The following is a 15,730-nucleotide window of genomic DNA, read 5'->3' on the forward strand; positions in this document are numbered from 1 at the left end:
TTAAATAAAGCTTATTTTTATACTATACACTTTTAAAGTAAGAAATGATAAGATTAATGTAATGAATGGAGGTGAATGAATGAGATTAGGTAATTATATGTATTCGTTATTAAATGCAAATATGGATTTAAATTATAAAAGACAATCATTAATACAATCAAGTGTGAAGGCAATAAATAAAAATTTGAATAAAAGGCTATCTACAAATATAATAAATGATATATCTTTTGATTCAGGGAAACAGTTAATTGCAAATAGTCAGCTACTTGCCTCTATTACTAAAGTAAAAGAGCAAGATGTAAAACCATTGATTGCTGATAACAATGTTCTTGATTTTGTTGAAGGTGATTATTATAAAGTACAAACTGGTTCTGGTATAACAGCTATACTTACAAGTGGTGTTGATGGAACGGTTTATATGCCCTATGATAAGCTTAATCTTGGTGAAGACTTTTCTTTAGCACCTTCAGATTATAGGGAGATTGGAAAAGTAGAAAAACTCTTTACTTATCTTTCAACGGATAAGACAGGTTATTGCGCTTATTCAAATTATAGCAAAACAGAAATCAAGCAAATGTTAGGTAATGTTGGAATTAAACCAGGATGGTTTGAAATTAAAAATGATGGAAAATCCAATAAATTTTATATGCTAGATAATGGAATAATATATCCAGAATATCAAGTAGAGGATCAAAGAGGTGGTTTTAACCAAAGAAATTGGTTTAAGGATGGGTATACAGAAAATTCTAGTTTTATAGTTGATGGAAAAGAATATAAACTAGATGAGAATGGTCATTTAAACATTCCCGAAGGTACTGCTTGTGTTATGGAAAATATTAAAATGATAAAATAAGAAATATAGAATTAAAATAAATAGGAGTAACTTCATATTTAGGTTACTCCTATTATAATGTAGAAACTAAATATACTAAAGAATACAGATATAGCAACGCAGCTTATAGTATCAAAGGAACTAGATGATAATAAGGCTAGGTATTTAAAATTACTGCAGGTGCAGCATGAAAATAAAAGATTAATAAATGATTGGATAGCTGAATACATAAATAACATCAAAGATCCTTTATATGCAGTAATAATGAACGTACTTACAGAGGCAAACTTTGATGAAGTATTGGAGGTGTATAAGGATATGAGGAAAGTAAATGTAAATGAAAATAACAGAGAGTTTCTGCTTGATATGATGAGGAAGCTTGAACTTGATAAAAAGATTAGAGAAGAAGGCAAGTCCGAAATAATCCTTAAACTCTTGATAAAAAAATTTAAAAAACTGCCTGAGGAATACGTTGAAAAAATAAAAAAACTTTCTAATGAAACTTTAGAAGTTATCGCTATAGATATATTTGATATGGATAAGATAGAGGAATTGGAAAAATATTTTAATATATTCTTATGTTTATGTAATAGGGTGATTTAAAATATAAAAATATATCATATTGATATTATATATAAATATAACTATAATATAATTATAATAAAAAAGCAGCAGCAATATATTATATTGTGAAATATGAAAGTTGTAGTTGACTAGAAAGCTAGAGGCTAATTTTTCTTGAGAAAATTTGAGGAAAATTAGCCTCTTTTATATTGTTTAAAATTATAAAAAATAATATATTAAATGGAGATGAGAGCAGTTGTTAGAAGAGGGGAATTATTTTGAAGTTGAACCTAATGTAGATCTGTACTATGTAGATAAGGGTGAAGGAGTACCTTTGGTTTTTGTACCAGGATGGACATTTACTTCCGATGCTTTTGAGTATCAAATTGATTATTATTCTAAAAATTATAGGGTTATTGCTATTGATCCAAGAAGTTATGGCAGATCAACAATAACTTTGCATGGTAATAATTATAGCACTCATATAAATGATCTTGTAAAGCTTTTAGATTATCTCAAGTTAAAGAATGTGATTTTGGTGGGATGGTCTTTTGGAGGACTTGTCACCTGGGGGTATGTTGAAAAATTAGGTCTATCAAATGTAAAAGCATTAGTAAATATTGATGTTACACCAAAACAATTATCCATTAATAAAGAGGATTGGGTTGGTGGAGAAATTGACGAAATATCAAACAATTATACTTATAATATGAATTCTGACAGAAGCCTAAAAAATTTTATGATTCCCTTTACAACTGAATTTATGGTGGAACGTAAGCTTTCTGAAGAGGAAGTGGATAAAATAATAAAATATTCAATACGTACACCCCATTATATAGCCCGTGAGCTCTATGCCAGCGGTATGTTTTCAAATAAAATTAAAGCAGCAAAATTAGTAGATGACTCAATACCTTCCTGTATGTTTATTTCAGAACCTAGGGCAAGCATTGGGGTTCCATTTATGAAGAAAAATTTCCCTAATACTCACATATTTATTTTAGGGCATCATATGATGTTTTGGGAGTATCCTCATAAATTCAATAGATTGCTTGATGGCTTTTTAGAAACTGTATAAACAATATAATATTACTTCTCTAGTATTAATTTTAGTTAATGAAAGTAAAAAGATATTGACAATAAAATAAATAAAGTTTATAATTAAGGAAAACAAAGTATATAAATTAAATATAAAATTACTGCTGACCGGAAAAACTGGAGGCCGTATTTCATATATATATGAAATACGGCCTCTTTTATTTAAAAACATATAATCAAATAGGAAATGTAGTAATTACCAAAAAAAATAAAATGCTATAAAATTTTACATATGGTACTTGACATTTTTTATTATATTGTATACTATGTTATTATAAGTTAAAGATGTTAATTTAAAGGAGGGGTATAAACATGAAATCATTAAAATTAAATTTATCAAATCAAAATTTAATAGTTAATAATAAAGTATTCCCTTCTATAATTATGAATAAATGTATGAATGTTATGTGTTGTTGTACATGCTGTATGCTTGTTATGGTATGTTGCTGTTGTTGTGTAATAAATACAAAGGATATGGTATGTAAAATAGTAAGTGAAAATTTAAAATGGATTAAATATAAAACTACAGCGTTATTTATGAAATATTTTATGAGAAATTTCATGGGCAGTACTGTAGTTTTTTCTATTGCCTAAAAATTTCAATGCTGCTGACCAGAAAAACTGGAGGCAGGGGGAACCACTAACTACTAGGTTGCTAAGAGGTATTACTTGGAGTAAAAAATAACCCACTGGAAAACCAGAGGTATAGCTTAAAGTAAGGAATAACCCACTGGAAAAACCAGAGGAATGACTTGGAGTAAGGAATAACCCACTGGAGAAACCAGAGGTATGGCTTAGAGTAAAGAATAACTCACTGGAAAACCAGAGGTATAGCTTAAAGTAAGGAATAACCCACTGGAAAAACCAGAGGAATGACTTGGAGTAAGGAATAACTCACTGGAAAAACCAGAGGTATGGCTTAGAGTAAGGAATAACTCACTGGAAAACCAGAGGCATAGCTTAGAGTAAAGAATAACTTACTGGAGAGACCAGAGGTATAACTTATGTAAACAAATCTGAACTTTAGCTAACTAGAAAACTAGAGGCAAATTATTATTAAAATTTTTAGACCAGCTAGTAAAAGTCAATAAAAATTAAAAAAATAATTTATGAGTAAAAATTTGCATAGCAAATAATCCATTGAAAAAGCACGAACAATGGAATTAATTGTAAGATGATTAGTCTTTAAGTTTTTAGCCGTTAGGCTGCTGTAGTAGAACCATTATTAAGATACATTTTAATATGTATTTTAGGATCACGTATTTCATACTCTTTTTGGTTCCTTAGGACGGAGAATATGTAATTAACAAGTTTATGCATTATTGCCACTAAAGCAACCTTTTTGCTTTTACCATTTAGGTTTTCTTTATAGTAGGTAAGTAAAACTTTGTTTATAGGTTCACCGCTTCTACTGGTTCGTATGGATGCTAATGCCACAGCATATAAGGCTCTTCTGCCTATTCTGGTACCACGTTTAGACATAGTATTTTTATTACTGTTAAACTTACCAGATTGATTGACAGATGGGTCAATACCAAAGTAAGCAACTAAATGTTTAGCTTTTACAAAACCTTTAATATTGCCTATTTCACTCATTATTGTGATGGCAGTTAATTCACCAATACCTGGTATTGAGTAAATCAATTGAACATTTTTCTTAAATTGCTCTGAAATCCTATTGCTTTTCATCAATGAATGAATTTCATTTAATAAATTGTTAAGCTGATTTTCTAAAGTTTCTATTACAGAAATTGTGTTCATGATTTTTACAAACAGGCTAGGCGATTTAAGACCAATGTAAATAGCTTCTTCAGCAGCATCAATTAGCTTTTTATAGATTTTTTCACTATATGTTAGTCCTTTTCTTGAATGACTGCGAATAAGATCTATTAACTCATTTTTATCAGCATTTAAGATAGCTTTAGGACTTGAATATTCTTTTAAAATTGCTATTGATGTTTTGCAAGTAATGTTTGAAAAAACAGAGCTATAGCTAGGAAAAATAATTTTTAAGTCGGTAGAAAGCTTTTTCTTAAAAGTAGATTTACTATCAGTAAACTTATAGTAATCTCTACAGAGAGCTTTTAAGGTATAAATTTCAATATCAAATGCAGAAGTATATTTAACATTTTGAAATTTGCCTATTTTAGCAATGGTTAATGCATCTTTTTTATCATTTTTCACTTTTCTTATGTCTCCATTCTTGTTACAATTAGTAATGAGTGGATTTAAGATACATGTTTCAAATGTATCCCTAAGAAAGTGGAAAAGAGTAAGATGGTATACACCAGTAGATTCCATGAAAATTGCCGTTTTCATGTTAAACTCTTCTTCCGCTTTTTTTATTTGATCTACTAGGTAATCAAAACCATTTCTATTGTGCTTAATTTTAAAAGGCTTTCTATAAACTTCACCGTCAGGTGCTAGTATAGCAACTACTGAAAAGTCTGCTGATACATCGATTCCAACTATTGGTCTATAAAAAAATTTACTCATAAAATAATATCTCCTTTGCTTTGTGAGATAGAATAGATATTCCATTTCTATCAGTAATTCTATAACCTTGTTTGTGACACGGGTAATTCCCAAAGGGAAACCCAACCAGCTAAACATAGAACTCTCACTGATGGAATGATACGCTAATTTTCGGGTATCAATGACTCGTTAGAGTTACTTCCCAGGAGGAATACATCTATCTTCTATTCAGGAGATATTATACATCAATATTTACTAGTATGGATTCCCACTTGGGAAAAATAGAAAACTAAGTTAGATGAGATTAGTACACCCTATCGGGTAGAAAATCTTCGAATAAATTAAAAGAAATGAGTTGTAATGTTCGTTAGAATTCAAGATAGTTTTCTATTGAATGTTATGACTACATTATACAAGGAGGATATAAAAATGGAAACAAAAATGATGGGTACAGGTATGAATATGATGATGGGTAAAGGAATGATGATGAATAACGGTATGGGCATGATGGATATGCCAATGACACAAATGAACATGATGATGATTCCACGTATGGAAATGAAAATGGAAAAATGCGAAAATGGAATGAAAATGATGTGTATGTCAAAAGATGAAACAGCAGTTGCAATGATGCAGAATCTTTGCTCAATGCTAAAGGGCGGAATGACAAGTATGTCCATGATGATGAACGGAATGAAAATGATGGAATGCAACATGATGATGGGAATGTGTAAATGTGAAATGACTATGGATGGAATGTGCATGACTTGGACTAGTGGTGATGAAATGATGTGTTCTATGATTCAGCGATGTTGTGAATGTATGATGAGCATGATGGAATGTGGATGTACTGCTATGATGTGTATGAACAATACTCCAGTTTGTTGCTGCTAGGGTTCCATTCTTAGTACACAAATATGTTATATACACTTTTTTCTAAAATGGGAAAAAGTCCTGGTAAACATATATGATTTATAGGATATATCACAATGAGCCCTAGGTTCATTGTGATATATTTTTATATAATTTGAATTTTTATTTTTATCATAAGCTGATATTATCTTATTAAATAAAGTTGATTTCAACCTGACTAACTTGGCGTAAGTCTCCCCCTTCTTCAAGTGAGAGTTTGACGCCAAGTAAGCCATGCATTTGCAGTTCTAAAATTCAAGATGGGGTAAAAGAATCCCCACCTGAATTAAGAACTTGCTTCAATAGTTGCTTATATTTATATAATTTACAGGGAGTTTAGCTTCCTTATCTGCAAAGAGTTCACTCCAATGATCCTCTATATAAGGCATATATTCATTAATAGTATCTCTAACAGCTTTAAGGTAAGGTATATAGATATTATCCAGTACTGATTGGTCAAAGTTTAAATGTTTTAGTTTCCATAGGTCATATTCATTTTCGTTATAAAAATGCATACTTCCAAAATGATAGAATACCAGCATATCATTACCTATATATACTTTCCCATTAATATTATGAACATCGTAGTGATTGTTATATACTACATTCCAAGGAGCTGCATTTATTCCAAGGCTATTTTCAATTTTAATTCCCACGAATTTTAGAGGAACCTGATCAAGATATTTTTGATCTCCCCATCTTTCATGTTCAGGCTGAGGATTGTCAAAACACCATTCTATACATTTCTTTTTCCACCATGTTAATATTCTACGAGTTTCTTTGAGCTTTTTAAATCCTATGAAACCCGCTTGAAATCTTCCGTGTATTCTTTCATAATCATAGTTGTCTCTTTGGGTACATATATAGAAGTAATATCCTACCCAATCTTTGATGATACGGGAAGGATTTGAGAAGAAGAACAGGTCAGCATCACAGTATATGACATAATCTACATCATAATTATCAAGTACGTATTCTACTAATGGAGCTTTCAGAGTCCAGCAGAGTTCAGTTGCAGTTCTGGTCTTTTTACATCTTCTAATTTCCTCATCTTCTAATTTTGGCAAAGGTACAAGGGTTACATTTTCAAGTTCCATGTCTTTTAATATGGAGTAAATAAGTTCATCTATGCAGCATATCCACAGATGGAAATTGTTGCCGTTTGTTTTCAAAGATCTATAGAAAGTAAGTCCCTTTATTAAATAGTCTTTGCTCATAAGGGTACAGAAGTATTTAGTATCATCATCTGCTTTAATTCTATACTCTGAAGGAAGATACCTATAATAGGTCTGTGCATCGCTTAAAGGCTTTGTTGCGAAGAGCTTATCTAATACGCTGTTGTCAAAATGTTTTACTCTATTAATGCATTCTCTTATAGTACTTAAATAAGGTATATATATATAATCTTTTATAGTCCTTCTTATATGGATATAATTAAAAGACCATAAATCAAATTCATCAGAATTAAAAATGGCTATGGTTGCAAAGTGGAAGACAACAAGCTTCTCTTTTTCTATATATACATAGTCATCCTTTTTATATATATTGTAATCATTGTTATAAACACAGTTCCAAGGAGCTGCATTTATACCGTAGTTATCAGATACTTTTACACCAGAATACATCTCAGGTACTTTATCCAGATATTTTTGGTCACCAAATCTATCCATATTAGGTTCTGGATTTGCAGAACACCACTCAATACATTTACTGCGCCAATAATCAAGACAACTAAGTGCATTAGGGGTATTTTTGAAACCAATAAGGCCTGCCTGATATTTTCCATACATAGCTTCAACCCACTGAAGATCTCTTTGAAGGCATAAGAATACATCATTGCTGCCCCATTCATCATATATTGCCTTAGGATCAGAGAAAAAGTATAAATCCGAATCACAATATATTACATCGGGTACTTTATAAGTATCCAATACATATCTGATTAAAGGAGCCTTCAGTGTCCAGCAGTATTCGTTAGTTTTTCTGGAAGATTTAATAGATAGAAGGGCAGCGTCTTCTAAATCTTCAACTCTAAAAACATGCAGATTATACAAGTTTAATTTAGATAATATATAACAGGCTATAGGATCCATACAGCATACCCATAAATTAAAATTATTTGAGGTATTTTTTAGTGATTTATACAGTGCCAGTACTTTGAAAGTATAATCCTTACCTGCTACAGTACAAAAATTACAAGAACTATTCACAGCATAATTTACTGGAGGAAACCATGCGGTATTCTCAGGTCTTGAAGCTTCAGCAGGAGGAGTCCATGGAGTATTCTCAGGCTTTTGGGTTTCGGAAGGAGGAGTCCATGGGGTGTTCTCAGGCTTTTGAGCTTCAGCAGGAGGAGTCCATGGAGTATTTTCAGCCTTTGGAGCCTCGATCCTTGGAACCTCTTGAACATGAGATTCTCCCGGTCTATCAGCTTGTTTTGCTTCATTAACATTCCCATATTTATTTTCATTTATTTCAGGAGATTGATTAGGTTTTTTATTAACTTTTTTTCTTTTAACTTTTTTCTTTATATGAGGAGATTCAATGCATTCCAGTAAATATTCATCATTGAAAATAATTCTTTTCCTAGGCATCTTACTATCCACCTCTCATATGGTATTTTGTACACTGAAAAGTTTTTAATAGAATTTCACAAACTTATTTGCATACCTTTTATTTATCCTGTGACTGCCAGCTTCAATAGTTAAAGGTAAGTAGTAAAAAAGGCTGTATCACCGGATGATATATTTAAACTCAGTGGAAAAGTATTTCCACCAAGGAGAATTCAAGTATATTGTCAATATGAAATTTTTATTAATTCAGTTAGTGTGCAATCTTGTCACTGTTACTATATGTTAAAAGGCTTATTATAGTGACATCTTAGACAGGTTTTGAAGGATAAAATAATTTACTTAACCAATTAACACAATGGTTTCTATAATCATACTATATTGTTGAGAAAACAATTAAAATCTATAAGAAAATTCAGGGGAGATATGTATGAAGGTTGTTATATTATGTGGAGGAAAAGGCTCTAGATTAGCGTCCCCTACTGAGCATAAGCCAAAGCCCTTGGCTATGGTTAATGGTAAACCTATCATATGGCATATAATGAAGATATATATGAAATATGGCCTTAATGATTTTATTCTGCCTTTAGGCTTTGGAGGGGAAAAGATAAAGGAATACTTTTGGAATTACGAATGGAAAAATAAAAATTTTATTAAAGATTATAGTAATAACACTATAAAATTTTTGGATAAACCAGAAAATTGGAAGATAACCTTTGTGGATACCGGTGTTGATACCATGACCGGCGGAAGAGTAAAAAAAGTACAAAAATACATCGATGGTGATGCATTTATGATGACTTATGGTGATGGATTATCAGATATAAATATTAAAAATCTGATAGACTACCATTATCATAAAGGTAAAATTGCAACGGTAACAGGTGTAGAGAGAAAAAGTCAATATGGTATTCTAACTGTAGAAAATGGTATTGCTAAATCCTTTGATGAAAAGAGTAAATTAGATGGCATAATAAATGGAGGCTTTTTTGTGCTTAGCACTAAAGTATTTGACTATATAGAAGATGATGCAGGCTGCATCTTTGAACAAAAGCCTTTAAAGGCCCTGGCAAAACAGGGTGAGCTTTCTGTATATCTTCATAGGGGATATTGGGCATCTATAGACACTTATAAGGATTTAATATCTGCTAATAAGACATGGAAAATTTAGAGGAAATTTATAAAGAAAAGTACACCTTATTGAAATTTTAAATGAGCAGGGTGAAGAATAAAAATAGCTTTTTAGAGATAAGGTGTATTTTTTATATATTGTTCTTAATGATATACATTTTTAATGTATTGATACCAAAGGTTATTCCCTTAAGCTTAATAGATAATTTAAATTTGCAAATAACAACCTGAATACAGTTTTTCATTGGCATTATAAAAGATGCATATATATTTAATATATTTTTAAATGCTTTTAGGAGGATAAGGATGGAGGAGTTCAAAGATAGTAAAGTTTTGATAACTGGAGGATTGGGTTTCATTGGTTCTCATCTGGTAAAGCGTATTTTAAAAGAGGGAGGAAAGGTATTTATTCTGGAAAGAAAAGGTTCCAATCCCTGGAGAATAGGTGAAGTTATAAAGAAGGTTAATATTATTGAGGGAGACATATCAAAATTTGAAGATATAAATAAACTAATAAAAAGTATAAATCCAGACTATGTATTTCATCTGGCGGCCTATGGAGTAGATTCTTCTAAAAAAGAATATAGCGATGCCATAAATACCAATATAATAGGAACTGTAAATGTATTAAATTCTATAAAAGATACTCAGTGTAAAAAGTTTATAAACATGGGCAGCTGTGCTGAATATGGCAATAAAAAAGGATTGATGGAGGAAAAAATGTATCTTGATCCCGTAAGTATATATGGCAGCACTAAAGCCTGTTCTACTATACTGGCACATCAAATTGCAAGGTTAAACAATATAAATATAGTTACTTTAAGACCCTTTGGAATTTTTGGAGAAGGAGAAGCACCTCATAAGATATTTTGTCATATAATATTATCACTTATAAAAGGTGAGGATGTAGCACTTACAGACTGTGAGCAGTACAGAGATTATTGTTATGTAGAGAATATAATAGATGGAATGGTTTTAGCTGCAAAGAATAATTCTGTGAAAAATGAAATTTTCAATATTGCCAGTGGTAATATACATCAGCTTAAGTACTATGTAAATCTGATATTTGAAAATATTGATACAGACAAAAAACCTTTATATGGGGCTATACCCTACAGAAAAAATGAAATGTGGGCTCCAAAGGCAGATATTAACAAAATCAAATCTTTACTTCATTGGACACCAAAAGTAAGCCTTGAAGAAGGGATTGTTAAAACTATAGAGTGGTATGAGAAGAATAAGAAATTTTATCTTGATACGGATAATCACAATACTTCAGGGGATAAAGTTTCTGAAGATGAAGACAGGTCCCTTAAAAATAACGAGAGAGAATCTCATGCTGAGTAAGATTTATGATTAGGAGATGGTGTTTAAATGAGCTTACCTTTAAACATATTTAAAAATAAAAATGTTTTAGTCACTGGACATACAGGTTTTAAAGGCTCCTGGCTTTCTATTTGGTTAAGGCAGCTGGGTGCAAATGTAATAGGCTATGCTTTAGATCCTGTTAATCAGGAGGATAACTTCTCAAGAGCTGGTTTGAAAGATAATATGGTGGATATAAGAGGAGATATAAGGGATAGTAGTCTGCTAAATAAGGTTTTTAAGAAATATAATCCTGAAATAGTTTTTCATCTAGCAGCGCAGCCCCTGGTAAGATATTCTTATGAGCATCCAAAGTATACTTATGAAGTGAATGTAATAGGAACTTTGAACCTTTTGGAAGCCGTAAAAAGCTGCAAGGCCACAAAGGCTGCAATTATAATAACCAGTGATAAATGTTATGAAAATCAGGAATGGATATGGGGTTATAGAGAGAATGATCCTATGGGTGGGTATGATCCCTATAGTTCCAGTAAAGGCTGTGTAGAGCTGTTGGTTTCCTCCTATAGAAACTCTTTTTTTAATCCAAAAGAATATGTAAAACACAATAAGGTCATAGCTTCCGTTAGAGCAGGTAACGTAATAGGAGGCGGTGACTGGTCAAAGGATAGAATAATTCCAGACTGCATAAATGCTTTAAAAGATAATAGGGAAATAGTACTTAGAAATCCTAAAGCAGTTCGCCCTTGGCAGCATGTGCTTGAACCCTTAGGGGGATATCTTATGCTGGGAGCTGAAATCCTTAGAAACAATACTAAATTTTCTGGTGCCTGGAACTTTGGACCTATGGAGGAGAGTATTGTAAGCGTAGAAGAGATTACAGCAAAGGTTATTAAATACTGGGGCACTGGAAGTTATAAAGCTTTAAAGTCTTCTAGTGATTTTCATGAGGCTAACCTGTTAAATCTTGATATAAGTAAAGCTAAGTTTAATTTAAACTGGAAACCAAGGTGGAATGTAGATAAAGCCGTTGAAAAAACTGTAGAGTGGTATAAAAACTATAATAGTACAGATGTGTATAAATTATGTGTAAATCAGATCAATGAATACTGTAGCAAGTAATTAATCTTCCACCAAAGTGGGAGATAAGCTCTGCTTACCCTAAAGGATAACAGATTTCTAAGTATCGGTATCTTGGATACTTAGAAATCTGTTTATTAAATGAAAACTATATAAGTATTTATATTTATACCTATGGTAAAAAATGTATAACTAGAGGTATATATAGATTTTTTAAGTATTAATAAGAAAATAGCATATAAATTCAAAAAATAAGATTTATAATAACAAGATAATAAATTACAGTAAATTTTTAAATGATTTAGATTAATTATATAATTAATATGACTTAAAATTCCATTTATGTTATATCCGCAATAACAGATTTTGTCTAAGGATTGTCCAGTCTAATAGGCATATCGCACTTATAAAGGCGATTTATACAAATTAAAAAGTTGGATTTTCTTATGTTTTATATTTGTAAAAGTATTTACATAAAATTAAAAAAATATAGAAAAATATGATTATAAAATAATTTATTTTAAAGAATAATTATGTTAAGCGAGGAAAATATATATACTTAAAAGTTTTATTAGTAAATATAAGAAGTTATAAGTAAACATTTCATAGGATGATAAAAACTCTGTTTATGATTGGCTATTGAATAGATTATGTACTTAGAGATGGGATATGAAACAACAGGTAAAATAAAAACTAATAATATAGTATAGACAGAGGTGATAATAAAATGAAAAATGTTTTGATTGTTGATGATACAAAGGCAAATAGAATTTTTATAACTGAATGTTTTCATGGGGAAGGTTATGAAGCAAAGGCTGTAGGTAGTGGAAAAGAGGCTATGAAGCTTCTTTTGAAGGAAACTTATAGATTTGTAGTTTTGGATGTAAAAATGCCTTTTATAAGCGGAACACAGCTTCTAAAATGGATTAAGGAGAATAATATAGATACAAAGGTGATCATGATTACAGCCTATGCTACAGTAAAAAATGCCCTTGAATGCATTAATAATGGTGCTATAGATTATATTCAAAAACCCTTTACTACGAATAGATTTAAAAAATTCATAGGTGATATAGAAAAAAAAATAAAGGGAGAATATATTTTTGGGAGCAGTGCAGGACAGAGAATAGTTGATAATACTTTGGATTTCAGTATTGATACTGAGTATGCTGCTGCTGAAAGAATGCCAGATGATGTTATTTCAAGACAGGCAGAAGAGATAATTAAACAGAATACAGTTACCAATCTCTTTGAAATGATTCCCTACAGTATTCTTATATTAAATAGCCAGCGTCAGATTGTATATTCTAATTATCATTTTTTTAAATTTATAGGAATAAATTTAGAAGAGCAGGTCCATGGGCTAAGGCCTGGTGAAATACTCAAATGTGTACACTCCAAGGAGAGAAGCACTGGCTGTGGAACTACAGAACATTGCAGTGTCTGCGGGGCAGTTGATGCAATACTTGAGAGCCAGGATACAAGGATGCCTGTGAGTCGGGAGTGCTTAATGACACTGGAAAAAAATGATACAATGTCCAGTATGGAACTTTTAATTTATGCCGCACCAGCGGGAATGATAGATGAGGATTATACAATTTTGGTTGTAAAGGATATAAGTCAGGAAAAAAGAAGACAAGCTGTTGAAAAGATATTCTTTCATGATATATTAAATAGTTCCTGGGCAGTAAAAGGACTTATTAATTGTGTAGAAAAATCTCTATCTAAAGAGCATAAGTCGAGAGAAATCATCGATCATGCTAGTGAGGCCGCAGATATAATGATAGATGAAATTAAAACTCAAATGGATTTAATGTATGCTGAAAAAGGTGAGCTTAAATTGAATTCATCAACTTTTCCATTGAAGGCAATTATATCAAGGTTTATTAGGCACTATGAAAGTATATTTGATTGTAAAGTTGATTTAAGGTGTGAAGAGGAGTTTACAGTTAAAACTGATAAAGTGCTGCTGCTTAGGGTAATAAATAATATGCTGAAAAATGCTCTGGAAGCTTCAGAAAATGAAATGATAAAAGTTACAATAAAAGAAGTTAAGAATTTTATAGAAATATCTGTAGATAATAAAAAATATATTCCACGGAAGGTGCAGCTTCAAATATTTAAACGTCATTTTTCTACAAAGGGAGAAGGCCGAGGCTTGGGTACTTACAGCATGAAGCTTATAGGAGAATTTTATCTTAAAGGATACATTAAATTTACTTCAGATGAAGAGAAGGGAACAACATTTATCTTTGGGCTTCCCTATGACTCTATGAATAATAACTGATGGGGAATTGATTTTATTTATTATATAAGGTGGTATATAACTATGCTAAAGGGAAAGGGACACAATAAAAAGTTTACATTTAGGATTTTAAAAGGGATTTATAATTCAGAAGATATAAGTGAATTAATTAGACATGAAAATATAATGGTTGCAACCCTTATATCCTTTGCAGCACAAATAGCTGGTTTAATTAATCTTATTATTGCATATATGGAAAAGAATATTGCAAATAGTATCTGGCCGATTCTCACAATTATTATCAGCATAATATTATATATTGTACCTAGTAGATCCTGGAATGAAAAAATAAAATTACATATTATGAGTGTACTTTGCGTATTTATATCCAGTATTTACATATTTCAATATTATAGAATAATTGACAATATGATATGTTGCATATTGTTTATAATTATTCTAATTGTTTCCGTAAGAATTGAAAAGGTTATGCTGTATTATATTATTGCTGAAACCATTGGGATATATATTTTTATTCTAAATAATTCCTATAACAGAGGAATTAAATATAACATAATTCAGGCTATTTTTATATTTACAGTTATAGGTATAGCTCTTATAGTAAATAAAATACACCATAACTTGATAATAAATAATCTAAGACAAATTGAAGAGATAAGGGGGCAAAAGGAGAAAATTTCAACTTTATACAAAGAACTGGTCTACTCTGAAAAAAAGTTAAGGCAGCAAAATGATATCTTGATAAAATGTAATGAACAGATTAAAAAAGATAGAATGAATTTGAACTACATGGTAAATCACGATAATTTAACGGGACTTCCAAATCGAAAGATGTTTATGGATGAACTGACATTGATAATTAAGAAAAGTAAAAAAAGTAAATCTGAATTTGCAGTAGTTTTTATTGATTTAGATAATTTTAAAAGAATAAATGATACTATGGGACATTATATTGGGGATTTATACCTTTGTGAAATTTCTAAAAGATTTACAGCATTAATTAATGAGAGAGACATTTTAGGAAGACTCAGCGGAGATGAATTTGCAATGATTGTTAGAAGATACTCAGATAAAAATACATTATTTAAGTATATTGAAAGCCTTAAGAATAGCTTTGGAGATAGCTTTTCATTGGAAAGCTATAAATTTAAATCCAGTGCAAGTTTTGGTGTATCTATTTTTCCAAAGGATGCAGAAGATGCCATTGAATTGCTTAAATTAGCAGATAAAGCTCTATATCGGGTAAAAGAAAAGGGGAAAAATGGTATAGAATTTTTTGATGATATAGGGTAAAAATGGCAGGGTAATTAAAGTATAAAGTTCAAAAAACAAATATCAAATAGGGAAAAGTGCTAGGAGTAAATGTACCTAATAAGTGGAGAGTTAAGAATTAAAAGTTAAGAGCCATATATATTTTAACTTTTAATTCGTTAACTCTTTTTTAGATAGATCGTTGACAAAAGTTAGAAGCTAGTGTAAATT

Annotated in this window: 12 protein-coding genes; 10 read left to right on the forward strand and 2 right to left on the reverse strand. The window is 30.7% G+C overall.

Features of this window, described 5'->3' with window-relative positions; genetic code table 11:
* Positions 1 to 79 precede the first annotated feature (79 nt).
* The 4 genes from CLPA_RS03720 to CLPA_RS03735 all read left to right on the forward strand — a co-directional run bounded on the left by CLPA_RS03720 (position 80) and on the right by CLPA_RS03735 (position 3,085).
* Complete coding sequence (locus tag CLPA_RS03720; RefSeq protein ID WP_003446340.1) at positions 80 to 853, forward strand: hypothetical protein; 774 nt, start codon at positions 80 to 82, stop codon at positions 851 to 853.
* A 159-nt stretch (positions 854 to 1,012) separates the two neighbouring features.
* A complete protein-coding gene (locus CLPA_RS21995; protein WP_003446338.1) occupies positions 1,013 to 1,435 on the forward strand; it encodes a DUF4351 domain-containing protein in 423 nt (140 codons plus the stop codon).
* Between the two features lie 217 nt (positions 1,436 to 1,652).
* Positions 1,653 to 2,471: an alpha/beta fold hydrolase gene (locus CLPA_RS03730; RefSeq protein ID WP_003446336.1), complete on the forward strand. Its 819-nt coding sequence runs from the start codon at positions 1,653 to 1,655 to the stop codon at positions 2,469 to 2,471.
* A gap of 332 nt (positions 2,472 to 2,803) precedes the next feature.
* Positions 2,804 to 3,085, forward strand: coding sequence for a hypothetical protein (locus CLPA_RS03735; RefSeq protein ID WP_003446334.1), 282 nt, complete (start codon positions 2,804 to 2,806; stop codon positions 3,083 to 3,085).
* A 606-nt stretch (positions 3,086 to 3,691) separates the two neighbouring features.
* Here the strand turns inward: CLPA_RS03735 and CLPA_RS03740 are convergent.
* On the reverse strand, positions 3,692 to 4,987 hold the full coding sequence (locus CLPA_RS03740) for an IS110 family RNA-guided transposase (protein ID WP_003440352.1): 1,296 nt from the start codon (positions 4,985 to 4,987) through the stop codon (positions 3,692 to 3,694).
* A 408-nt stretch (positions 4,988 to 5,395) separates the two neighbouring features.
* Between CLPA_RS03740 and CLPA_RS03745 the strand changes: the two genes are divergently transcribed.
* Positions 5,396 to 5,860: a hypothetical protein gene (locus CLPA_RS03745; RefSeq protein WP_003446881.1), complete on the forward strand. Its 465-nt coding sequence runs from the start codon at positions 5,396 to 5,398 to the stop codon at positions 5,858 to 5,860.
* A gap of 317 nt (positions 5,861 to 6,177) precedes the next feature.
* Here CLPA_RS03745 and CLPA_RS03750 read toward each other — a convergent pair whose 3' ends face one another.
* Positions 6,178 to 8,472 (reverse strand): hypothetical protein, encoded by a 2,295-nt coding sequence (locus tag CLPA_RS03750; RefSeq protein ID WP_003446884.1) that lies wholly within the window; start codon positions 8,470 to 8,472, stop codon positions 6,178 to 6,180.
* 406 nt (positions 8,473 to 8,878) lie between these two features.
* On the opposite strand from CLPA_RS03750, the gene CLPA_RS03755 reads away from it, so the two are divergent.
* The 5 genes from CLPA_RS03755 to CLPA_RS20020 all read left to right on the forward strand — a co-directional run bounded on the left by CLPA_RS03755 (position 8,879) and on the right by CLPA_RS20020 (position 15,541).
* Positions 8,879 to 9,619 carry a sugar phosphate nucleotidyltransferase gene (locus CLPA_RS03755; protein ID WP_003446886.1) on the forward strand — a complete coding sequence of 247 codons (741 nt, stop codon included), beginning with the start codon at positions 8,879 to 8,881 and terminating at the stop codon, positions 9,617 to 9,619.
* 266 nt (positions 9,620 to 9,885) lie between these two features.
* Complete coding sequence (locus CLPA_RS03760) at positions 9,886 to 10,926, forward strand: NAD-dependent epimerase/dehydratase family protein (protein ID WP_003446889.1); 1,041 nt, start codon at positions 9,886 to 9,888, stop codon at positions 10,924 to 10,926.
* 27 nt (positions 10,927 to 10,953) lie between these two features.
* A complete protein-coding gene (gene rfbG / locus CLPA_RS03765) occupies positions 10,954 to 12,024 on the forward strand; it encodes a CDP-glucose 4,6-dehydratase (protein ID WP_003446891.1) in 1,071 nt (356 codons plus the stop codon).
* Positions 12,025 to 12,709: 685 nt separating this feature from the next.
* Positions 12,710 to 14,269, forward strand: coding sequence for a hybrid sensor histidine kinase/response regulator (locus tag CLPA_RS03770; protein WP_003446894.1), 1,560 nt, complete (start codon positions 12,710 to 12,712; stop codon positions 14,267 to 14,269).
* A gap of 42 nt (positions 14,270 to 14,311) precedes the next feature.
* Positions 14,312 to 15,541 (forward strand): GGDEF domain-containing protein, encoded by a 1,230-nt coding sequence (locus tag CLPA_RS20020; protein ID WP_003446896.1) that lies wholly within the window; start codon positions 14,312 to 14,314, stop codon positions 15,539 to 15,541.
* The last annotated feature ends 189 nt before the right edge of the window (positions 15,542 to 15,730 follow it).

This window comes from Clostridium pasteurianum DSM 525 = ATCC 6013 (assembly GCF_000807255.1).
Lineage (GTDB): Bacteria > Bacillota > Clostridia > Clostridiales > Clostridiaceae > Clostridium_I > Clostridium_I pasteurianum.

Coding starts and splice junctions, on each gene's coding strand:
- CLPA_RS03770 (WP_003446894.1), top strand. CDS start 12,710: ATGAAAAATGTTTTGATTGTTGATGATACAAAGGCAAATAGAATTTTT.
- CLPA_RS03760 (WP_003446889.1), top strand. CDS start 9,886: ATGGAGGAGTTCAAAGATAGTAAAGTTTTGATAACTGGAGGATTGGGT.
- CLPA_RS20020 (WP_003446896.1), top strand. CDS start 14,312: ATGCTAAAGGGAAAGGGACACAATAAAAAGTTTACATTTAGGATTTTA.
- CLPA_RS03720 (WP_003446340.1), top strand. CDS start 80: ATGAGATTAGGTAATTATATGTATTCGTTATTAAATGCAAATATGGAT.
- rfbG (WP_003446891.1), top strand. CDS start 10,954: ATGAGCTTACCTTTAAACATATTTAAAAATAAAAATGTTTTAGTCACT.
- CLPA_RS03745 (WP_003446881.1), top strand. CDS start 5,396: ATGGAAACAAAAATGATGGGTACAGGTATGAATATGATGATGGGTAAA.
- CLPA_RS03750 (WP_003446884.1), bottom strand. CDS start 8,472: ATGCCTAGGAAAAGAATTATTTTCAATGATGAATATTTACTGGAATGC.
- CLPA_RS03740 (WP_003440352.1), bottom strand. CDS start 4,987: ATGAGTAAATTTTTTTATAGACCAATAGTTGGAATCGATGTATCAGCA.
- CLPA_RS03755 (WP_003446886.1), top strand. CDS start 8,879: ATGAAGGTTGTTATATTATGTGGAGGAAAAGGCTCTAGATTAGCGTCC.
- CLPA_RS03735 (WP_003446334.1), top strand. CDS start 2,804: ATGAAATCATTAAAATTAAATTTATCAAATCAAAATTTAATAGTTAAT.